Origin of the sequence: Nocardia sp. A7 (genome assembly GCF_046549215.1) — a bacterium.
Taxonomy (GTDB): Bacteria; Actinomycetota; Actinomycetes; order Mycobacteriales; family Mycobacteriaceae; genus Nocardia.
In genome coordinates this window covers 198,770-219,414 of the sequence record NZ_JAJPWE010000005.1, presented here as the reverse complement: position 1 = coordinate 219,414, position 20,645 = coordinate 198,770, and the positions used below count along the sequence as shown (strand labels likewise).

Below are 20,645 nucleotides of genomic sequence, written 5' to 3'. Positions count from 1 at the left end.
GTCACACCACCTTCGAAGGGAAGAAGCCGTTGTACAGCTGGGTGACGATGATGTTGGTGGCGAACAGCATCAGAGCCGAGCTGACCACCGCCGAGTTCACCGAATTCGCGACACCGCCGGGACCGCCCTTGGTGTGCAGGCCGATGTCGCAGGCGATGATCGCGGTGAGCGCGCCGAAGATCGCCGCCTTGAACAGCGCGACCAACAGGTCGCTCGCGACCGCGAACGAGGCGAACGAACTGATGAACGATCCTGGCGTGCCCTGCTGGGCGTAGACGTTGAACAGGTAGGCGGTGGCGAAGCCGACGAACACGATGAACCCGCAGAGCAGCATGCTGACCAGCACCGCGGCGACCAGTCGCGGGGCGACCAACCTGCGCACCGGGTCGACGCCCATCACCATCATCGCGTCGATCTCCTCCCTGATCGTGCGCGAGCCGAGGTCGGCGCAGATGGCCGAGCCGACCGCGCCCGCGATCATCAAGGAGGTGACCAGCGGTGCGCCCTGGCGGATGATGCCGAGCCCGGCGACCGCGCCGATGAAGGTGGTGGCACCGACCTGGTTCACCAGCGCGCCGACCTGGAGCGAGACCACAACGGCGACCGGGATCGCGACGAACACGGTCGGCAACGCGGAGACGTTGGCCATGAACGCGCACTGTTTGATGAACTCCTGGAACGGAAATCGCCGTTGCACCAAGGACAGGAACAGCTGCGCGATCGCGGCCCTACCGAGCAGGACCTGCCTGCCGAGGGTCTCGATCGACTGCTGGGGATGCCGTCGCCAGAGCCCGGTGGCGCTGTCGATGATCCGTCCGATCTCGGACGGATCGGTGGCCGGTTGCGGCGTCACGCTGCACCGATCCTTTCTTGCTGCGGGGGAGTGTGTTCCCGGCTGCTCAGAGCGAGCTCAGCCAGTGTTCGAGGAGGACGACGAGTCCGGCGGCGACCGCTGTGCACAAGGCGATGACGCAGAGCACCGCGATCCACATGCCTACTCGGAGAACAGGATTGACCTGTGTCCGCCCGCCCAGGATCTTGATGATGATCACGATGATGTCGATGACCCAGACCAGCGCCATCATCAGGTCATCGTCACATTCGCGAAGACGAGGACGGGCCAGCACACGATCGATCCGAGGAACGAGATGATCAGGTCGGCCCCGTGGAGGTCGCGCAGATGGCTGGTGTGGGTGAATGCCCAGATGATCCCCACCAGTCCGTAGGGGATGCCGAGGATGATGAAAGTGCCGAGGAATTCGGACACCTTCATCTCATAGCTCAGAAACCTGTCCAGCCGTCGCAGCATGGTGGTACCGGTGTCCTTCCTCGGGACCTTGGACGACTTCCGGCCTGCTGGCCGCCGTCGTTGGCGGTGCGATGTTGTTGTCGATCGTTCTTCTAGGGGGTGGACCCGAAGAGTGGGCGCCTTCCCCCGAGTCGGGCGAGAAGCACTGAATCTCAGTGGTTCGGGAGGCCGACCTTCGAAGATCAAGTTACTACTCATTCGCATCGCTGTGATGAGAATTACCGGTAACATATCTCATAGATTCCGGATTGCCTATAGGGCGCCGAATCGAGTGCCCGTCGCGGGTTCGCGCCCGCGGCGCCCTTCTCGCTGGTCGCTCACCTGCGGTTCGGTGCGGAGCGGTTGCGAGTGAAGGGTCATCGCATCGGCACCGGACGCCGCTGAGGGGTGCGTGCCGGTGCCGATGCGGCCCGCACATCATGCCCCCAACTCATGACGTGGTGGAATTTACAGTAACATAATTCGGCAATATGAAGGCCGGGGGCGGGATTTCTGGCTACCGGTTCGCGGTAGGTGATAAGAATGAAAAGTAACTTACTTGATGGATGTCGCCGGGTACTCGGCGGCCGTGCAGGAGGTTCATGATGTCAGCAGTCATCGTCGATGTGGTTCGTACACCGTCGGGTCGAGGTAAGTCCGGCGGAGGGCTGTCGTCCGTGCATCCGGCCACGCTGCTGGCCGGCGTGTTGGCAGAGTTGGTCGCGCGCACCGGCATCGATCCAGTCCTCGTCGACGACGTGATCGGCGGCTGTGTCACCCAGAGTGGCGAACAGGCCAACAACATCACCAGGACCGCGGTGCTGGCGGCGGGTTTCCCGGAGTCGGTACCCGCCACCACGGTTGATAGGCAGTGTGGTTCGAGTCAGCAAGCCGTGCATTTCGCCGCCCAGGGTGTGCTGGCCGGCGCGTACGACGTGGCGATCGCCTGTGGCGTCGAGTCGATGAGCCGCGCGCCGATGTTCTCCAACACCCAAGGCAAGGATTCGCTGCGTGGCCCGCTCGCCGCTCGCTATCCGGCCGGCCTGATCGGGCAGGGGATTGCGGCCGAGGTCATCGCCGCCCGCTGGAAACTGGACCGCGCGGTCCTCGACGAGTTCGCGGCTCGCTCGCATCAGCTGGCCGCCGCCACCGCGGCATCCGGCGGGTTCGATGCCGAGCTCGTTGCCGCCGGAGACCTCGTCGCCGACGAGACGATTCGCTCCGGCACTACTGTCGAAGGTCTGGCCGGCCTGCGTCCTGCCTTCACCGATCCCGCTCTCCTCGACCGGTTTCCGGAGATCAACTGGTCGGTGACCGCGGGCAACTCCTCGCCGCTCACCGACGGTGCGTCGGCGGCGCTCATCATGAGCGAGGCGATGGCGGCGAAGCTGGGGTTGACTCCGCGCGCCCGCTTCCACTCCTTCGCTGTTGTCGGCGACGATCCGACGCTAATGCTCACCGCCGTCGTCCCCGCGACCCGCAAGGCGCTCGAACGGGTCTCGCTCACTGTCGACGACATCGATACCTTCGAGGTGAACGAGGCGTTCGCCCCGGTCCCGCTCGTCTGGCAGCACGAGCTCGGCGCCGACCCGGCCAAGGTCAATCCGCGTGGCGGCGCCACTGCGCTCGGGCACCCGCTCGGTGGCTCCGGGACCAGGTTGCTCGCGACGATGGTCAACCATCTCGAACAGACCGGCGGCCGCTACGGGCTCCAGACCATGTGCGAGGCAGGCGGTTTGGCCAACGCCACCATCATCGAACGTCTCTGAGGACGCGGGCGATAGACGGGCGCCCGCCGACGCGGCGCGGTCGGTGGGCGGCCACCTATTGAGAGAATGATCGGTAACATAATCCGAGGTGTCGGAGTATCGTCGGCACCGAACCGCGTTCGCGAGGTGCGTCGAGCCGCAATGCTTCGCCTCGGCTGCTCGGTCGCGCGGCACATCTGGGAGAGGATGACCATGAGCACGGCAATCAGGCCTGGCGAACCCAATTACGTCGACCCACACAGTGATTCCTACGTCGATGAAGGTGCGGCCCCGGCGTGGCGTCGGTCGGCTCCCGCAGCGGTGGAATCCACGGCGCCGGAGAATGTACTGACCCTCGATCGGGTTCGCCTGCATATTCCCGACACCCACCGGTCACCGCGCAAACGCCCCGCGCAGTTGGCCGATGCCTTGGACTTCTGGATGTTCGCGGGTGCGGCCGCGAACGTGGCGATGCAATTCGCGCACCAGGGCGTCGCGGCGGGCGTGATGGAGAGTCCGGTCGAATCCGGCGCGCTCATGGTGCATCCGTGGAAGCGGTTGCGGACCACCTCCGCCTACCTCGCGGTAGCCGTTCTCGGCAGTGACGAGGACAAGTCGGCCATGCGGGAAGCGGTCAATGTCGCGCACCGCCAGGTCAGATCGCGACCGGATTCGAAGGTGAAATACAACGCCTTCGACCGGCACCTGCAGATGTATGTGGCGGCGGCGATCTACATCGGTTTCGAGGATACGCACCAACTGCTGTGCGGCAAGATGACCGCCGACGAACTCGAGGCGTTCTACCAGGGCTCGGACACTTTCGGCACCACGCTCCAGGTACACCCCGATATGTGGCCGAAGACGCGCGCCGAGTTCGACGAGTACTGGCTGGAGGCGTGCAAGGGAGTGGTGTGCGACGACGAATTCCGCGCCTACATCGACGATCTGCTGCACCTGCGAATGATCCACTGGTCCATCCGGGTGATGTTCGGCAGCCTCCTGCAGTTCCTGACCGCGGGCTTCTTGCCGCCACATTTCCGCGAGCAGATGGCGATCGAATGGAGCACCGCGGATCAGCGCCGATTCGAGCATCTGTTCCAGTTCGTCGGCTTCGTCAACCGCTTCATCCCGAAGTTCATCAGGTTCGCAGGCACCCACGCGATGATGCGCGACGTGCGCAATCGCATCAGGAAGCAGCGGGCTCTCGTCTGATTCGTACGGGTCGATGACCGCGGCGGGTGAGGTGTTCGCCTCGCCGCCGCGCTCGCGCCGTTATGGCGTGGTCGGCACGGGAATGTCTATCGCACGCAATTGCTCGGGATCGACGGCTCGCAGAACCGCGAGCGACGCGGTGATCGCCAGATCGCAGGCCGCGCCGATGTCGGCGCCCGCGAGGATGACGGCTCGGTAGGCAACATCCAAGCTGATGCCGAGGAGCATCGTGGCGAGTGTGTCCGCGCCGCCGTGAATGGGAGTTCCCCGTTCGGCGTAGTTGGCTCGCAACCGTTCCGCGATACGCGGTTCGAGAGCGGCGGACAATCGACGGCCGGGATGGCTGTCGTCGTATCGGTTGTCGAGCAGGACGCGGAATCCTTCGGGGTGGCGGCGGGCGTACTCGAAGAGCGACTCGATCGAATATCGGGCTCGCTGCCCGTAGCTCATCGTCTCGCCGTTGTCGTAGATCTCGAACATCCAGGTGGTCAACGCGGCGAGCTCTCGTTCGATCACGGCATCGATGAGTGCGTCGCGGGAGCCGAAGTGGGCATAGAGGGTGACTCTGGAGGTATCGGCGCGCTGAGCGATGGCATCCATCGTGGCTCGATCGAGGCCGACCTCGGCGATCACCGCGCATGCCGCGTCCAGGAGTACGGAGTCGGTCGGGCGATTGCGGGTGCTGCGTCGCGCAGGCGCTTTTCCGCGATCGGGGTGCCCGGTTTCGGCCAACCTTCCTCCTCGATGCTGTCCCACGTTGCGTTCGTGGCGGTGTCATCCTTCGGCGTTACCGAAGTAGGCCGCCTCGACCATATCTCGGCGACCACGGAGCTCTGTCGCGGAGCCGGACAACACGGCCCTGCCGTGATGGAGCACGACCGCCGTATCGGCGATCGACAAGGCCAGTTCGATGTGTTGTTCGACCAGCACCACGGCCATGTGCTGGTCGTCGGCTATCTGACGAAGCCGGGGGAGCAGGCCCTCCACGGCGATCGGCGACAGCCCGAGGCTGAGTTCGTCGACGAGCAGGATCTTGGGTGCGCACAGCAGTGCTTTGGCCAACGCGAGCATCTGTTGTTCGCCGCCGGAGAGCGTGCCGCATCGGCGCGAGCGCATCGACCGGAGCGCGGGGAAGTAGTCGAAGACGTCATCGACGGAGGGGCCGTGCTTGCGGCGGGCCAGGCGCAGGTTGTCGTCGACCGACAAGCGGTGGAAGACGCCCCGGCTGTCGGGGACCAGGATGACGCCGCGGCGCGCGTTGGCTTCCACCCGTCGGTCCAGCGGTGCGCTGAGCGCGGTGATGATGCCGGACAGCGCGGGCAATGCCCCGACCGATGCGAGCAGTGTGGTGGTCTTGCCCGCCCCGTTCGGACCGAGGAGTGCGAGGATCTCGCCCGCTCGCACCTGGGCGTTCAGATCGCGCACGGCGGGCACGCCACCGTATCCGACGGTGAGCCCTTCGATGCTCAGGGCGGGCTGCACCTCGATCAGCGGCGTTTCCGGCGTCGCCGATGTGGTCATTTGGTGTCTCCTGCCGGTCGGGCTGCGTCGTCGGCGTCGGGGCGGGCGGTGCCGAGGTACGCGGCGATCACCCGTGGGTCTTCCCGGATTCGGGCAGGCTCGCCGGCAGCGATGACGACACCGAAGTCCAGCACATAGAGCCGCGAACAGGTGTCGAGAACCAGGGACATGTCGTGGTCGATGAGCAACACACCGACACCCGCGGTCGCGATGCGCCGCAGATGCCGACCGAAGTCCTGGCTTTCATGAGTGTCGAGTCCAGCGGCGGGTTCATCGAGGAGCACCACCTTCGAACCGCCGACCAGCGCACGCGCCACCCCGACCAATTTCTGCTGGCCGAGGGTCAATTCGCCGGGACGCTGGGCCGCGACGCCGGGCACGCCCACCAATTCCAGGGCTGCGTCGATGGTCTCACTCGGTGGCACCGAACCGCTGACGATGTCGGCGAACAGCCTGCGCAAACCGGTCGGCTGGATCGCGACGGCGAGATTCTGTGCGACTGTGAGATCGCCGAAAAGCTCACCCGCCTGCCAGGTTCGGGCCAATCCGGCGCGGCGTCGACGATGCGTGCCGAGTCGGTCGAGCGTGGTGCCCTTGAGGGTGACGTTTCCGGTATAGGGGGTGAACCCGGTGACCGCGTCGACGAACGTCGTCTTTCCCGCGCCGTTGGGTCCGATCAGACCCACGATCTCGCCGGAGTCGACGGCGATATCGATGTCGGTGTTGGCCACCACGCCGCCGTAGCGAACCGACAATCCGTGGGTCCGCAACAGAGGTTGCACGCTATCGGACATGCGCTGCTGCCTTCCTTCCCGACTCAGCGGCCTCGCCGCCGGTGCTTTCACGGCCGCTTCGGCGTCGGATCGTCGCGGTGAGCCCCTCGATTGCCGAGGTCATCGCCCCCGCGACGCCGACCGGGTTGAGCACGGCCATCAGCAACAACACACTCGCGGCGATGACCTCGTAATATTCGCCGAGTTCGAGAGTCTGGTTGAGAAACACGTAGCCGACTCCCAGTGGGCCGACGGTGCCGGCGATGAACGCGCCCGACACGGAGGTGATGCCGCCGACGTAGGTCATCGCCAACAGGGTCAGGCCGATCATCACGGTGAACGAACCCGCCGAGAGCTGTCCTCTGCTGTAGCCGATCAGGCAACCGCCGATACCGGCGAGAAACGCCGAGACCGCGAAGCCGAGCAATTTCGTCGCGGCGACGTCGATTCCGACCGATGCCGCCGCTCGCTCGTTGGACCGCACCGCCAACATCGCCCGACCGGTCGCGCCCGCCATGATCCGCATCACCGCCAAGGTGCAGATCGCGACGACCACCAGCACCATCAGCGAAAAGCGCAGCGTGACTAGGTTGGTGCCGTCACGAACCCCCAGGTCGATGCCGAACAGGGTCGGGTCGGTGATGATGTTGCCCTGCGCGGGCGTCAACGAGGGGTTGTTGAACACGAAGCTTTGAATGGCCAATGCGGCGGCCAGGGTCACCACCGCCAATTGGGCGCCACGGATGCGCAACGCGGGCACCGCGACCAGAATCCCCAACGCGGTGGCCGTCAAGGCAGCGGCGATGATGCCCAGTGGAAAGGGAACCTGCCATTCGGTGGACAATTTCGACAACGCGAAGCCCGCTGTGCCGGCGAAAGCCATACTGGCCAGCGAGATCTGCCCCAGGTATCCGGTCAGCAACACCAGCGACAAAGCGATCAACGACAGAATGATCGAGGTCACGACGCCGTAGCGCCACGTCCCGGTCGTCGCGACGATCGCGAGGACCGCGACTGCCAGGACCGCCGTGGTCGGTGCGATCTTGACGCGGGGGATTCGCACGGCGGGCATCTTCACCGCCCCGAGCGACCCCCGAGCCGGGATCCGGCCCCCGAGCAGGAACAACGCGACGACAACGATGACGAACGGCACAGCGTCGGAAAGCCCGGACTGCGCCCAATTCGGCCACCAGTCCTTGGTGTCGATCCAGAGGATGACCGCCTGGAACGAGCCCAGCGTCAACCCCGCCGCACAGGCCACGCCGAAGGACGACAGTCGACCGACCAGTGCCGCCGCCAGCGCCGGGATCACATAGAACGTGTAGCTCGTCTCGTTCAATCCGATGGTGAACGCGGCGAGCACCCCGATCAGCCCGCAGGCGGCGCCGGTCAGCGCCCAGACGATCGCGGCCAGCCGGTCGGGCGAATATCCGGTCAAGCGCGCGGCGAGTTCGTCTTCCGAGCCCGCGCGCGTCGCGATGCCTACTGTGGTGAGCGTGAAATAGGCCCGCAGACCGACGGCGATCGCGACCGCGATCACGGCCAACACGAGATCGGACACGTTGATCAGCGCACCGGCCACCGTCACCGTGCTCTCCGGCAGAATCGGTGTGGCGAAGAGGTTTTCGGTATCGAACCGCAGTCCCACCAATGCCTGGATGAACAACATCAGTCCGACCGAGGCAACCACCTGCGCCAGCACCGGCGCGTGCCGCAGTGGCCGAAACACCACCAGATGCGCCAGCAACGCCCAGACCGTCGCCGAGGCGATTCCCAATGCGATCGCCGCCACCATGGGCGTCGGGTGATCTTCACTGCCGAGCGCGATGCTGCCGAGCGGCAGGACGAACGTCCCGTCGGTCCGCAGGGCCGCGACGACATAGACCGCCCACAAGGCGAACGCGCCTTGGGCGAAATTGATGATTCCCGTCGCGGCGTGCACACCCACCAGTGATGTGGCCAAGACCGCGTACACCGCGCCGGTCGACAGACCTAGGAAGACGAACTGCAAGAACTGGCCCATGTGCCCCTGTTTTCTGTGGATAGCCCAGGCCTCGGTGGACAGGTCGCCGATAGTGCGAGTGCCCTGTCCACCGAGGTCATCCGGATCGGTTACGCCGCACCCGGGATCAATTTGAGGACCTCGGGGCTGGGCGTGATGTACCCACCGGAGACGGGTTTTGTCTTCTTGTCCCCGGTCACCTCGAACAACAACATGTCGGTGGTGCAGTTGGGCGTTGTGGCCTTGCCGCAGTTCAATTTCGGGCCGAGGAAACTCTGGTAGTCGACCAGGGCCTTGAGGGCGGTGAGGATCGCCGGGCCGGTGAATTCGGCCGGCGGGGCGGAGGTGAGTGCCCGGGCGAGATCGACGAGTGTGGCGAAGGTCCCGTACGCGTAGAACCCGGCCGTTCCACCGGCGTTGTCGATGAATTGCTCGGCCGTCTTCAGATTCGACTTCGCGGGTTCGGGAGCCGAGTCGATGGCAGGCGGCAGCCACACCGGCGAATAGGACTGAGCACCGACGGCCTGTGCGCCCATCACCTCGACGTATTCCGTGCACGCGGCCAGAAACACTGTGCCCGAATACTTCACGGACTTGAGCGCTTGGGCAAGCTTGTTACAGGTGTTGTCGTTGGGCGCGGTCATCAGACCACCCGCCGCGGGAGAACCGTCCGCGATCGTGGACGCGAGTGCGGTGAAGTTCGGACCAGCCGGCGGATAGTAAGCACTCTTGACTTCGATGCCCAACTGTTTGCCCAGCGGGGTCAGCAGGCCGTCGAACACCTGATGCGCCTGGGGCAGATCGGAATTGACCAATGTCAACGAGTTCTTCCCGGCCTGCTTCAGCGACTGCAGGAATCCGACCAGGAACGCGGCGGGCGGCGGACCGAAGAACACGCGGTTCTCGGGAACCGCGCCGGTCGCGGTGTTGAAGGGGATCTGGCCGATCAGCGGAATCGCCGCGGAGGTCAGAATCGGCATCGCAGCAGCCGATTCGGCGTTGTATCCATCGACCGCGGCCACCACGCCGGCCTGCACGAACTGGTTGGCGCACGAGATCGTGGACTCCGGCGAGGTGTTGTCGATACCGCAGTCGATGATGTCGATCGGGCGGCCGTTGATCCCGCCGATGTGGTTGTTGATGTACTCGAGCGCCGCGTTCTTGCCGGTGGTCACACCCGCCTGGGTGGCCGGGCCCTTCGAAGGATTGAACAAGCCGACCTTGATCGGGGCACCGGTCGCCTTGACTCCCGGCGCGATGGCGGACGTGCTGCCGCCCGCCTCGGAACTGCTGTCGTCACCGCACGAGGCAACGGAGAACACGCACGCTGCGGCCACCGCAGCCGCGGCGATCCGGCGAGATTTACTGGCCATTCTGAATGCCTTTCCAGGCCGGTTGTCCCTGGCGAACAGCGCCGGTCAACCCGTCGATCTCATGTTCGACGCCGGATCGCCCGTTCGGCGAGTCCGACGACCCGATCGCTACTTGTGATCTGGGCCACTAGAAGCTAACTCAGCCTTACACACGTGTCAAGCTCAAATCAGAGCCTCGTCCTCAGTGCGAAATGCGAGGTGAGAAGACCGATCTCGAAGATTTCACCCGCCGAGCAGGACTGTGCGAATGAGGGGATCCATGATGTGCGGAGGGCATGTGGATCCGCCTATAACCGTCCGCGGCGTCGCACCGCAGTCAGATCGGGCAGCCGCCGCTGCGCTGCGCGGGGACAGAAAAAGTGTCCAGCGCGTACTTGCGATGCACATGCACGAGCTTCTCGTACTGGAGTCGGTTGTACGCGAGCGGCGCCAGCAACAGCCGATCCGGCAGAAGTCGCCACGAGGCCTGCAACAGCGCGGTGTAGACCGCGAACTCCAGATCGTGGCGCGGGCGCAGCTGAAAACCGGTGAGCGCCTGCATTCCCGGAACCATCGCCTTGGACGAGCAGACTTGAATGACGTGGCCGACGATCGGCCGGATGAGCAACCACAGTGGCGACAGCGCTGCCCGCGCGGGCGCAGACATCCCGATTGTCGGGAGCGGCAGCCTCGTGAGGGCGGCGAACTGCTCGACCAGGAAGGGGTTGGTCTGCAATTCGGTGTCGACCATCCGGTCGTAATAGGCGGTCGCCTCCGCCAGCGTCGCGGGCAACTTCCCGGATTCGGCGCGTAGTTCCAAGTCGGAGAACGATTCCCGCAGCAGTTGATAGGCCGCTTCCTGCTCCGCGGGTCGCAGTACGGTGCCGGTGCAGTAGGTGAAGGTCCGCAACGCGATGAAGACGCCACTGAGACCCACCCACACCCAGGCGTCCGGATTCAGTGCGCTGTAACGGATCTCGGAATAGTCACCCGCGCCGCGGCCGTGGACGTCACGATGTCGCGTCTTGAGCCGGTCTGCCTCGGCGACTCGATCTACCGGGTCGCCCCAAATGGCCAGCAATGACGAGAACCCGCTGCGCACACCACGATTGGCGAAGTTGTTCGCGAATCTGCCGGTTCGATCGACCGCGGCCGCGACGGGCACCAGGGCCACTTGATCGAACGCCGCGCCGGCGAAGACGGCGGACAGGACGCTGGCGGTGTGTCTGCGGAACTCGCTCATCACCTCGGGGCGAATCGAGTGCTGTGTGGCCCGGGATTGTCGATAGTCCGAGACCTGCCGAATTTTCGCGTCCCGAGTCACCTTGCCACCTCTGCGTGATAGTAGTGCCGTACCTAGACTATCATTCGGTCACGGTTATCGGCAGTGGCGCTTTCGTGTGTCCGGGGCCGCTCACCGGTGGCCGCGCTCGACTCGAGATCACCGAATCAGCCGGTAGGGTGTCAGCGGTGAACGACCATCCAGCCCCCTTGCCCGAATCCTGGGCCGAGCTGAGTCGACTGGACGCCAAATCCCGGCGCATAGTCGATGCCGCCCGCGAATGCTTCGTGCAGGTCGGCTTCGAGGAAACGACCATGGTGCACATCGCCGAGGGTGCCGAAGTGGGCGTCGCGACGGTCTATCGCAGGTTCGGGACCAAGTCGGCGATCGTCCGATACGCGCTGATGGCCGAGGCGGAACGGGTCGGCGACATCATCTATGAGGCCATGCGGAAATCGGCGGGCCCGGTCGGTGCGCTCGCGGAGATGTTCTCGGCCTTCGTCAGTGAAGCGTCCGCGCCCCGGCTGCTCACGCGCAACCTGCGCACGTCGGGCGCGGCCGCGCAGATGGCCGATTTCGTGACCGGTGACGAATTCTTCGATCACGGGCGCATCGGTGTCGCCCGGTTCATCGCCTATTGGCAGCAACGCGGCGAGCTCGGCGACTTCGACCCCGACGTCGTAGCCGAGCTGTTCGTCAGACTGACCACGTCCTTCATCTCGAATCCGAGTGGGGTACTCCCGCTCCATGACGCCGATGCCGCACGCGATTTCGCCCGGCAGTACCTTGCCCCGCTGTTGTTTCCGCACGCTATTCGATAGCGGGCAGGCGGACTACTGCTTCGGACGCACCTTGTACGCGGCTGATTTCAGCTCCCGCTTCTTCATCCGCTCGATGGACTGGTGGTGCTTTCGCGCATGGTAGGCGATCGGAAAATACGTCAACCGGTCCGGGAGCACGCGGTAGGCGAACCGGATCACCGTGTAAATGCGCTCCAGGCTGCGTTGTTCGGCGCCGCTCCATTCCACGCCGATCATGGCCCGCAGCCGTGGGTCGAGCAGACCGACGATGGACAGGTAGTTGAATCGCAGCAGGGGCAGCATCGCCGAACGCAACACCCGATCCGCCGGAAACGGCAACTTCGCCAGCTGTTCGATCTCGCCGTCACGCAGCTGCCGGAACTGCTCGCGCACATCGTCGGTGGCGCACAGAACGTCGCGGACCATGTGCTCGTAATAGGTGTCGAACTCGGCTCTGGTCTGCGGGTAACCCTTCATCGGCACCTGCAATATCCGCGCGATGCGAATATTGTCGGCCAGTAACTCGTCCAATTCCGCGGCGGTGAATTCGCGCCCGATCAGCAGCGGTCCGGCCTTGGCGGTGGTGACATAGGCGGTGGCGATAACCCATTGGTAGGCATCGGGATTCAGGGCGCTGATGGGTTTTCCGTCCGCGTTCTTCATCCGCAACGGTTCGTGCAGCGAGCGCAGGCGTTGGCCTTCCTTGATCGCTTCGGCGCCGCCGTAGGTCCAGCGCAGCACCGAGTCGACGGACCGAATGGCGCGTCCTGCCGGATCGGTGCGCGAGACCGAGTACTTGTCGACGACGTCGCGGATCGTCGGGTGTAGACCCTGCATGGCGAAGGCGGCGCCTTCGACCATGAGATAGGTCCAGTGGCCGACCATCTCGGCGGTCATCGAATCTATGGCGATCAGTTCGATCGGGTCAGCGGGATCGATGGCGACTGTCGTGCTTCGAAGTTCGGATTCGTTGCCGGATGCAGCATTTCGGTGGGTGGTCGTCATCGTCTTCCTTCTGTCGGCCATGCGGGCGCGTGAACCGGACGCTGCGCCTCTTCGCGCGACGCGATCTGTCGGCATCCTGGCCGAGATCACTCCCGCTTTGATAGTCACACTGCTACGAAGCTATCAAAATGCCGTGGTGTCCGGCCCGGTATTCATGGTTTGACCGTCAAAGAAGCGGGACGTGCTCTCCTCAGGTGCGCACGGCCGTGCCGAGGGCGGCGGCGGTGAGGCAGGCCAGGGCAGCGGTGATCCAGAGGGGCGTGTAGGAGCCGTTCAGGTCGCGGATCAGGCCGCCGGTCAGCGCCATCGCGCCTGCGCCGAGTTGGTGGAACATGCTGATCCAGCCGAAGGTGGGGGCGCTGTCGGCGCCGAAGTAGTGGCGGCACAACGTGAGTGTCGGTGGGACTGTCGCCACGTCGAGGATGCCGAACACCACGGCGAAGACGACGAGGTCGGGGGACCAGCCGCTGGTGAACAGGACCGGGAGCAGGGCGAGCGACACACCACGGCCGAGGAAGAACACGGCGAGGAGCAGCCGGGGCTCGATGCGGTCGGTGAGCCAGCCCGCGGAGACGGTGCCGAGAATATTGGCGACACCGATGATGGCGAGCAGGCCCGACGCGGCGGTGGCGGGCATGCCGTGATCGTGCGCGGCGGGCGTGAAGTGGCTCCACATCAGGCCGTTCGTGGTGGCCCCGCACAGCGCGAACATCGCGGCCAGCACCCAGAATCGGGTATCGCGCACCGCTGTGAGCAGGGCGGTGATCGTGCGGGCGAACGGGTTGACCTGATGGTCGGTGTCGGCTGGTTCGTCCTCGGGATCCGCGCCGTAGCGGACGGCGCCGACCGCAGCGGGGCTTTCACGCAGGAACAGCAGCACACCGAGCAATGCCGCCGATGCCAGTGCGCCGCACGCGAGAACAGGCGCGCGCCAGTCGGCCCGCTCGAGCAGTACCGACAGTAGCGGCAGCATCGCGAACTGCCCGAATACGCTTGCCGCGGTGAGCAGTCCGGTGGCGAGGCCGATCTTGCGGTGGAACCACCGGTTCGCCACCGTCGCGGCGAACACGGTGGTGATCGAGCCCGTCCCGACACCGATCGCCAAGCCGAACCACAGCACAAACCAGTACACCGAAGGGGTGAAGATCGCGGTGAGCACCGAACTCGCGATCAGCGCGAGCAGTGCGGACGAGGTGACCCGGCGGATCCCGTACCGGTCCATCATGGCTGCGGCGAACGGCCCGACCACTCCGTAGAGCACCATGTTCACCGCCACCGCGGCACCGATCCCGGTCCGGCTCCACCCCTTTGTCTCGACCAGCGGTTCAGTGATCAGACCGGCGATGGTGGCGAAACTTCCCGCCGCGATCAGCGCGAGAGCGGCTACGACCACCACGGTCCACGCGGGATGGAAACGGGGTGCCCGCCCGATCGCGGGCTGCTCGATATCGACTGCGGAAATGCTCACCGGAATCCTTCGCGTTGCTCGACGTCCTTACCCTCGTGTCTAGCAATCAACGATCAGATTCGGCAGTATGCACAATATTGTCCATATGGACGAGCTGGATACCATCGAGTGTATGGCCGCCGAAAACGAAGTCCGGGCGCCGATCGTGCGCGCGATGCGGAGCTGCCCCGTCGAGGTGAGCATCGCCGTACTCGGCGGCGCCTGGAAGATGACCATCGTCAAATACCTCCTCGACGAGCCCCTGCGCTACGGCGAACTACGCCGCAAGGTCGGCGAGGTGACCCCGCGCGTCCTCACCCGCCAACTCCGCGAACTGGAACAAGACGGCATAGTCGACAGACACGCTTTCCCCGAAGTCCCGCCACGCGTGGAGTACTCGCTCACACCGACGGGGCAGGCGCTTCGCGGCTTCGTGTCCGAGTTGAATCGGTGGGGTGCGGAATACATCGCAGGCCTGGCCGTTGCGCCGGGGAGCTGATTCCGAGGTCCGCACAGGTTGTGGGCACAATGGGCCGCAGACGGGTGGCCGGTCATGAGGCAGAATGTGAACGTGAGCGATAGCAGTTGGACGAAGTTCGGGGCGCTGGGCGCAGTGTTGATGACGGGTGTCGCGGCGCCTGCCTGCGGTTAGTTCGATGTCGGACGACCAGGGAAAAGGGCCGGGGCCCGACGATCACCGATTCGATGCGGTGGAGCGGCTACGCCGGAAGTTCGCCGAGTCGAGGGCTGCCGAGACGGGTTCCCGCGAGCCCGAAGACGGGACATCGAATGTCGTACGGCTGCCGCGGCGGCCACGGCGTCGTCAAGAGGAGGCCGGTCCGACGCGGCGACGGCCTCCGATTCCGGACGGCGGCTACGACCCGGCGGAGACCCGCCCGGTAACGCGTGCGGAATTGCAGCGCGAATCAGGATCGTTCCCGGTCAACGAGGCGGCGGAGGCTGAGACCGACCCGAGCGACAACCCCGACCACGAAGCTGATCTCATCGACCTCGAAGCAACGCGCCGTAAACGGGCCGGGGGCGCTCGGCGGATGGCGAGGCCACGCAGGATCGGGCCCGCCGATACCGCGCGGGGCGAGGACGGCGCCGCCGGTTCGCCGCGCCCGGACGATCCCGACCGCTGAGTCTTCAGTTAGCGTCGCTGGGGTGAAATCGCCAGTGGATCCTTGTGAGCGCCTGGGACCTGGCTGAACGGGGGCCATTTACCGGTCCGGCTAAGCCGGACCGCCGTCCGGCCCGCGGGCTGGCCCCCGTTTGGGCCTTCTAGACGCCCGACTCATAACGTCAGCGGGGACCGAAGGCTGACGAAAGCTACCCCAACTCGGCAATTCCGTTCCGCCTATGCATTCCACTACCGTCAGCGGTATGAGCGATACCCAGTGGACAATCCTCGGTGAGCGCGTAGTCGACGAGAACCGGCACATCCGGTTGTCGACCGCCGATATCCGTCTGCCGGATGGGGTGGAGTTCACTCAGTACGTCGCCAGGATGCCGCGGTGCGCGATGACACTGGTGCTCAACGACTCCCGCGAGGTGCTGCTGATGTACCGGCACCGGTGGATCATCGACCAATGGGTATGGGAGCTGCCTGGCGGGTATGTCGACCATGCCGAAGACGTGGCAACGGCGGCGTCCCGCGAAGTCGAGGAAGAAACCGGGTGGCGTCCGCGCACAATGCAACACCTGGTGACCTACCAGCCCGCGATCGGCACTCTTGACCAGCCGCAGGAGGTGTATCTCGCTCGCGGTGCCGACCTCACTGACACACACCCGGACATCAACGAAGCCGAGGCAATTCGGTGGGTGCCGCTCGATGAGGCTGTGCAGATGATCGACCGTGGCGAAATCATCGGCGCGGCAACGGTAGTCGGTGTGTACCGAGCGCTCACACTCCCTTAGCCGCGACCACCCGTTGACGGAAGTCCGCGATTTCTGGCATTTCCTCGTAGCGGGCGAGGCGTGCCCGCACATCGCGCAGGTAGGCGTGCGTTCGGCGGGACTCCACGCCACCGGACAATTCGAGCGCCTGTGAACCGACCCGGACCGCTTCGCGCGGGTCTTCCACCGCGACGCTCGAAGCGAGCAAGCACAAGTTGAACACACGCCCACGCTGGTACCCCTCGCTCATGTCGAGGGACTCCCGCGCCAGTCCCGCCGCTCGATCATGCTCGCCGAGCTCCTGGAAGCATTGACCGGCTTTGGCCGACATATACGCCGAGTCGAGATAGGACAGCCAGACGGGGCGGTTCGCCTCGCCCCGATCGAACGCGCGCTCCGCCTCGTTGAGCGATGCACCGCAGGACCGCTCGTCGGACCGTGCGGCATGCCCGTGGGCTTCAACCAGATGGCAACCAGCCTCCAATGTCGGCAGGCCCGCAGAACGCGCCGCGATCCGCGCCGCCCGAGCGAGATCGATCGCATCGCCGGGGCGGCCGACATAGGTTGCCTGATGACTCATCGCGGCAAGAATCTCCGCGCCCAGCGCAGGATCTCCTGCCGCACGTGCCATCCGCAGCGACTGGATCAAATACCTTTGCGCAAGGCCATGTTCTTCTAGGTCGTAGGCGGCCCAGCCCGCCAGCTTCGTCAGCTCGGCCGCTGCAGCGAACAGCCGCCGCCCGATCTGTTCGGTATAGCTGCCACGCAGAAGCGGAGTCACCGAGGTGTGCAGGTAGTGCACAACCGTGGAGCGCACCTTGCCACCACCGACCTGATTGTCGAGATCACCGAACGCTGTGGTCATCGTTCGCACAGCGTCGATATCAGCAACCCCGATGCGGCGCAGACCACTCGATGAGATCGGGTGTTCAGAGCCCGGCAAGGTCAGCCACCGCATGCTTGCGGCCGGGTAGACCGCGACGGCGTAGGCCGTGCCCTCCAGGAACCGGCGACGCTCCACATCACTCCTCCACAACGCGATCGCCGAGGCGGTCGCCTCCGCGAGGCGCAACGAAAATTCCAATCCCAAGTCAGACGACTCTGCACCGGACATACCGCAATCGGCTGGCACCACACGACGACCACACAATTCGGTGAGGACCTCTGCGATCAGATTTGGCCCCGGCGGCGTCGGCTGCTCACCGGTCAGCCATCGACCGACCGATGTGTGGTCGTAGCGGAGCTCGATGCCAATTGATCTGGCACGCTCGACAATTCGGCGCGCAAACCCCTTCCGGCTTACTCGGATCTCGGCGAGCAGTTCCGCTAGCTGATGATTTGGCTGCTTCGGGTGTCGACCCATATTCGCAGTGTGGCATGGCGACCGCGACAGTGACGACCGTCGGCCAATCCGCACACCCCCTGCGCACACACCTACCCGTTGCGCGCGCCTTACCTGCCGCCATCGAACGAGGTGTGCTGGAACAGCCCAACGACATCATCACGCCCCCGATGAGGCCCTCAACGATGACGACCGACAACAGGGTTCGCGAAGCCTTTGCTGGACGACCCACGGATCGCCGAGCCGACAGAGGTGACCATATGACAAGCACCATCGAAGCCAGAGTTCTCGCTGTCCTCAGACCGGGCGGACTGCTCACCGCCGACACGATCGCCCACAACCTGAACGTGCCACTGTGGCGTGTGGTGCGCGCCCTTGACTCGTTGTGCCGCAACGGTGACGCCTTCAAGAACCGGCGCGCCGAGTGGCAGATTCCGGCCGGGCAGCGTCACCCGGACAGGCAGGCTGCGAGATGAGCTACACCCCCCCGCCACGCCTGCGCCCCGACCGTCACTGCCTGAACTACTCGGAACGCTGGAGGCGATGCGTGAAGCCGGGTGGCTCACGACCGCGCCCGCGTCACCAACGGTCGAGGGGACCGGGCCATGCGCCCCCGCGACCAGGTCACCCGAGGAGTTCCGGTGACCCAGACCAGCCCACCCCCTTCGGCCTACGCCGAAACACCCCGATCACGCTGCGAGTTCTACCGGCGCATGTGCTCACTGCCCACCGTGATCGACCCGGCAACGGGGCGTATCACGATGCGGGCGGGGTTGGTCGGGGCGGTGATGATGCCCAGCGACCTCGCCCATCACGTCAAAACCCTGCTCGACGTTCGCGGAGTGGCTCCGTTGCCGATCATCGGCCACCCCCGCGCCAATATGTGGACTTTCTTGGTGCGGTCCGATATCCAGCCGATTGGTGACCCGGTCGAGGTGGCGCGGTTGTGGAAAGCGCGGGTCGTGGTGATCCGTGAGGGCGATATCGCGTTGCCGTCCCCGGCACCGGACCATCTCATGGTCCGCACATGGGTCTCGCCGGCGATCAGCGCGTTCCGGCCATCAGGTGCCGTTGTTCTCGAATGTGCCCGTGTATGCCTACCGGGGCAGCAACAGCAGTGAATCCCGGCGGACGGTCTCCCTGCCCCGACGAACCCGATATCCATCTCACCGTCCAATTCGGCAGTCTACGAATGGATTTCGCCGCTTGCCTGACGGCAGCGCTGGTGTTCGTGCAAGACATGGCCGCCCGCCGCCCCTGGACCATCGTCGTCGATTCCGCGCACTGCGAAGGGCTTCCAAGGCTTCCGAACGAGCGCTTGTACTTGCCCTGAACTGCCCGACCCCGACCCCGAGACCGTCTCCCGCGCAGCCACATTGGTGATCGCGACCATGCGCGGACTGCTACTCGACTTGCTCGCCACCGGCGACCGGAACCGAGTGCAGGGTGCTGCCGAAAGCTTCCTGAGTGCCCTTGAACGCCGACCGGAAACCTCACGGTCCTCGATAGGGCCACACTGAGTCATATGAGCTGGAACGAGGCATTCGCCTACCGCTATGACGAATGGTCGGCCGAGATGACCGCGGACATCGCCTTCTATGTCGAGCTCGCCTGCCGCGCCGACGGCCCGTTGGTCGAGCTCGCGATCGGCAACGGCCGGGTGGCGATCCCGGTTTCCCAGGCCACCGGACGGCCCGTGATCGGTGTCGACACATCTCCGCGAATGCTCGAGCAGGCTATGGCTCGGGCGGCTGAGGCCGACGTTCGGCTCGACTTGCGCGAGGCCGACATGCGCGACCTGCGACTCGATCAGCCGGCGGCACTGATCTACTGCCCATTCCGCGCGCTGCAGCACCTGAACACCTGGGCAGACCGCCGCCGCGTCTTCGAGCGGGTAGCCGCTTGCCTGCGGCCCGGCGGACGATTTGCCTGGAACGCGTTCGCCTTCGATCACAACACCGCGGCACGCTTGGACGGCACTCGCCAACTTGAACCGGTCCCGCACACGATCCGGTACGCGGTGGGCGACAACCGGATCGACCTGGTCCGCGATGATGGCGCGGTGAGCTCGTTGTGGTGGGCGACGAAGAACGAGTGGCTCGGACTTCTCGACGTGGCGGGTCTGGAACTCGAGACACTCCACGGCGGGTTCGCCGACGAACCGTTCACCGAAGACAGTCGCGAGTACGCCTTCGTAGCCAGACGCCCGCTCGGCGCGTAACTCTGGGCCAAAGGTGATCGGGGTTGACCTGGCAGCGTGGCTCAGTTCCAGGCGCGAGATCTACCTCCGCGCGAACTTGATCAAAATGGCAGCGACGGCCAGCCATGCCGCTGCATACAGCACGGCACGTAGCGGATTCCAGTTGTCAGCGAGTAGTAGGGCGCCGAGGACCGCCAGGCCGGCCAGGAGGGCGAAAATTCTCATCGAGGTGCCTATCGCGTGGTAGTCCAGCTCGCCAACGAGCTGGCCTGCAATGCTATGGCGACAAGCGAGTCGACGTGGCCGAGTCGACTCGCGAATGGAAAAGAAGGGCGTCGGATGGCAGAGGACCTCGCGGTGACTCGGGTGTTGGTGATACCCGGGTCCGAGCTGCGCGAGCGGTTCTCACGGTCGTCCGGTCCAGGAGGGCAGCACGTCAACACCACCGACAGCCGAGTAGAGCTGTCGTTCGACCTGGCCAACTCGCCCTCGGTGCCGGAGTGGCTGCGCACCCGCATGGTCGAGCGTCTGGCCACCCGCCTGGTCAACGGTGTGCTCACGGTCGCTGCGTCGGAACAACGCGCACAGTTGCAGAACCGCGCGACCGCCCGCGAACGCCTGGCTTCGTTACTGCGTGATGCCGCGGCCGCTCCGCCACCGGTTCGCCGCGCCACCAAGCCCTCGCGCGGCGCGAAGGAACGTCGGATCTCCGCGAAGAAGCGGCGCGGCGTCACCAAACGCAATCGCCGCGCTTCCCCCGACGACTAGCTTCTT

General features: G+C 65.2%; 24 protein-coding genes. 11 read left to right on the top strand and 13 right to left on the bottom strand.

The annotated features are described in order from the left end of the window. Position 1: 1 nt before the first annotated feature. The 3 genes from ACLJPD_RS26530 to ACLJPD_RS26520 are packed head-to-tail and all read right to left on the bottom strand — an operon-like array spanning position 2 to position 1,309. Entirely contained in the window at positions 2-853 is an 852-nt protein-coding gene (locus ACLJPD_RS26530) for an MlaE family ABC transporter permease (protein WP_410875748.1), read from the bottom strand. Between the two features lie 46 nt (positions 854-899). After that, entirely contained in the window at positions 900-1,085 is a 186-nt protein-coding gene (locus ACLJPD_RS26525) for a hypothetical protein (RefSeq protein WP_410875747.1), read from the bottom strand. Further along, positions 1,085-1,309: a hypothetical protein gene (locus ACLJPD_RS26520; RefSeq protein WP_410875745.1), complete on the bottom strand. Its 225-nt coding sequence runs from the start codon at positions 1,307-1,309 to the stop codon at positions 1,085-1,087. Before ACLJPD_RS26520 ends, ACLJPD_RS26525 begins: the two co-directional genes overlap by 1 nt. Positions 1,310-1,890: 581 nt before the next feature. Here ACLJPD_RS26520 and ACLJPD_RS26515 point away from each other — a divergent pair. Continuing rightward, the gene (locus ACLJPD_RS26515) at positions 1,891-3,057 is read left to right on the top strand and encodes a thiolase family protein (protein ID WP_410875743.1); all 1,167 of its coding nucleotides are present in this window, start codon (positions 1,891-1,893) and stop codon (positions 3,055-3,057) included. A gap of 192 nt (positions 3,058-3,249) precedes the next feature. Next, positions 3,250-4,248, top strand: coding sequence for an oxygenase MpaB family protein (locus ACLJPD_RS26510; RefSeq protein WP_410875742.1), 999 nt, complete (start codon positions 3,250-3,252; stop codon positions 4,246-4,248). A 60-nt stretch (positions 4,249-4,308) separates the two neighbouring features. Here the strand turns inward: ACLJPD_RS26510 and ACLJPD_RS26505 are convergent, their stop codons facing one another. From ACLJPD_RS26505 to ACLJPD_RS26480, 6 genes are all read right to left on the bottom strand, one after another. Then, complete coding sequence (locus ACLJPD_RS26505) at positions 4,309-4,980, bottom strand: TetR/AcrR family transcriptional regulator (RefSeq protein WP_410875740.1); 672 nt, start codon at positions 4,978-4,980, stop codon at positions 4,309-4,311. A 42-nt stretch (positions 4,981-5,022) separates the two neighbouring features. Then, entirely contained in the window at positions 5,023-5,769 is a 747-nt protein-coding gene (locus ACLJPD_RS26500; protein ID WP_410875738.1) for an ABC transporter ATP-binding protein, read from the bottom strand. After that, positions 5,766-6,563, bottom strand: a complete 798-nt coding sequence (locus ACLJPD_RS26495) for an ABC transporter ATP-binding protein (protein ID WP_410875737.1) — start codon at positions 6,561-6,563, stop codon at positions 5,766-5,768. Before ACLJPD_RS26495 ends, ACLJPD_RS26500 begins: the two co-directional genes overlap by 4 nt. Then, positions 6,553-8,565, bottom strand: coding sequence for an ABC transporter permease (locus tag ACLJPD_RS26490; RefSeq protein ID WP_410875735.1), 2,013 nt, complete (start codon positions 8,563-8,565; stop codon positions 6,553-6,555). The genes ACLJPD_RS26495 and ACLJPD_RS26490 overlap by 11 nt, the downstream gene beginning before the upstream one ends. An 89-nt stretch (positions 8,566-8,654) precedes the next feature. Further along, the gene (locus ACLJPD_RS26485; RefSeq protein ID WP_410875733.1) at positions 8,655-9,917 is read right to left on the bottom strand and encodes an ABC transporter substrate-binding protein; all 1,263 of its coding nucleotides are present in this window, start codon (positions 9,915-9,917) and stop codon (positions 8,655-8,657) included. Positions 9,918-10,233: 316 nt separating this feature from the next. Next, a complete protein-coding gene (locus tag ACLJPD_RS26480; protein ID WP_410876317.1) occupies positions 10,234-11,139 on the bottom strand; it encodes an oxygenase MpaB family protein in 906 nt (301 codons plus the stop codon). A 227-nt stretch (positions 11,140-11,366) separates the two neighbouring features. Here ACLJPD_RS26480 and ACLJPD_RS26475 point away from each other — a divergent pair, with 227 nt between their 5' ends. Then, positions 11,367-11,999 (top strand): TetR/AcrR family transcriptional regulator, encoded by a 633-nt coding sequence (locus tag ACLJPD_RS26475; RefSeq protein WP_410875731.1) that lies wholly within the window; start codon positions 11,367-11,369, stop codon positions 11,997-11,999. 12 nt (positions 12,000-12,011) lie between these two features. On the opposite strand, the gene ACLJPD_RS26470 is transcribed toward ACLJPD_RS26475, so the two are convergent. Next, positions 12,012-12,983: an oxygenase MpaB family protein gene (locus ACLJPD_RS26470; RefSeq protein WP_410875730.1), complete on the bottom strand. Its 972-nt coding sequence runs from the start codon at positions 12,981-12,983 to the stop codon at positions 12,012-12,014. Between ACLJPD_RS26470 and ACLJPD_RS26465 the strand changes: the two genes are divergently transcribed. Continuing rightward, the gene (locus ACLJPD_RS26465; RefSeq protein ID WP_410875729.1) at positions 12,973-13,146 is read left to right on the top strand and encodes a hypothetical protein; all 174 of its coding nucleotides are present in this window, start codon (positions 12,973-12,975) and stop codon (positions 13,144-13,146) included. The two genes, ACLJPD_RS26470 and ACLJPD_RS26465, sit on opposite strands and share 11 nt — an antisense overlap. A 27-nt stretch (positions 13,147-13,173) precedes the next feature. Here the strand turns inward: ACLJPD_RS26465 and ACLJPD_RS26460 are convergent, their stop codons facing one another. Next, entirely contained in the window at positions 13,174-14,451 is a 1,278-nt protein-coding gene (locus ACLJPD_RS26460; protein WP_410875727.1) for an MFS transporter, read from the bottom strand. 85 nt (positions 14,452-14,536) lie between these two features. Here ACLJPD_RS26460 and ACLJPD_RS26455 point away from each other — a divergent pair, with 85 nt between their 5' ends. From ACLJPD_RS26455 to ACLJPD_RS26445, 3 genes are all read left to right on the top strand, one after another. Beyond that, complete coding sequence (locus tag ACLJPD_RS26455; RefSeq protein ID WP_410875726.1) at positions 14,537-14,929, top strand: winged helix-turn-helix transcriptional regulator; 393 nt, start codon at positions 14,537-14,539, stop codon at positions 14,927-14,929. Between the two features lie 157 nt (positions 14,930-15,086). Then, on the top strand, positions 15,087-15,575 hold the full coding sequence (locus tag ACLJPD_RS26450; RefSeq protein WP_410875724.1) for a hypothetical protein: 489 nt from the start codon (positions 15,087-15,089) through the stop codon (positions 15,573-15,575). 241 nt (positions 15,576-15,816) lie between these two features. Then, a complete protein-coding gene (locus tag ACLJPD_RS26445) occupies positions 15,817-16,350 on the top strand; it encodes an NUDIX hydrolase (protein ID WP_410875723.1) in 534 nt (177 codons plus the stop codon). Here ACLJPD_RS26445 and ACLJPD_RS26440 read toward each other — a convergent pair. Then, positions 16,337-17,692, bottom strand: coding sequence for a hypothetical protein (locus tag ACLJPD_RS26440; RefSeq protein WP_410875721.1), 1,356 nt, complete (start codon positions 17,690-17,692; stop codon positions 16,337-16,339). The two genes, ACLJPD_RS26445 and ACLJPD_RS26440, sit on opposite strands and share 14 nt — an antisense overlap. 239 nt (positions 17,693-17,931) lie before the next feature. Here ACLJPD_RS26440 and ACLJPD_RS26435 point away from each other — a divergent pair, with 239 nt between their 5' ends. The 3 genes from ACLJPD_RS26435 (at position 17,932) to ACLJPD_RS26425 (ending at position 19,892) form a co-directional block, all read left to right on the top strand. After that, positions 17,932-18,147, top strand: coding sequence for a hypothetical protein (locus ACLJPD_RS26435; protein WP_410875719.1), 216 nt, complete (start codon positions 17,932-17,934; stop codon positions 18,145-18,147). 165 nt (positions 18,148-18,312) lie between these two features. Continuing rightward, positions 18,313-18,792, top strand: a complete 480-nt coding sequence (locus tag ACLJPD_RS26430; RefSeq protein ID WP_410875718.1) for a DNA-directed RNA polymerase subunit beta — start codon at positions 18,313-18,315, stop codon at positions 18,790-18,792. A gap of 404 nt (positions 18,793-19,196) precedes the next feature. Beyond that, positions 19,197-19,892, top strand: coding sequence for a class I SAM-dependent methyltransferase (locus ACLJPD_RS26425; protein WP_410875716.1), 696 nt, complete (start codon positions 19,197-19,199; stop codon positions 19,890-19,892). Positions 19,893-19,952: 60 nt separating this feature from the next. Here ACLJPD_RS26425 and ACLJPD_RS26420 read toward each other — a convergent pair whose 3' ends face one another. After that, positions 19,953-20,096, bottom strand: a complete 144-nt coding sequence (locus tag ACLJPD_RS26420; protein ID WP_410875715.1) for a hypothetical protein — start codon at positions 20,094-20,096, stop codon at positions 19,953-19,955. Between the two features lie 114 nt (positions 20,097-20,210). Here ACLJPD_RS26420 and arfB point away from each other — a divergent pair, with 114 nt between their 5' ends. Beyond that, entirely contained in the window at positions 20,211-20,639 is a 429-nt protein-coding gene (arfB, locus tag ACLJPD_RS26415; RefSeq protein ID WP_410875713.1) for an alternative ribosome rescue aminoacyl-tRNA hydrolase ArfB, read from the top strand. The last annotated feature ends 6 nt before the right edge of the window (positions 20,640-20,645 follow it).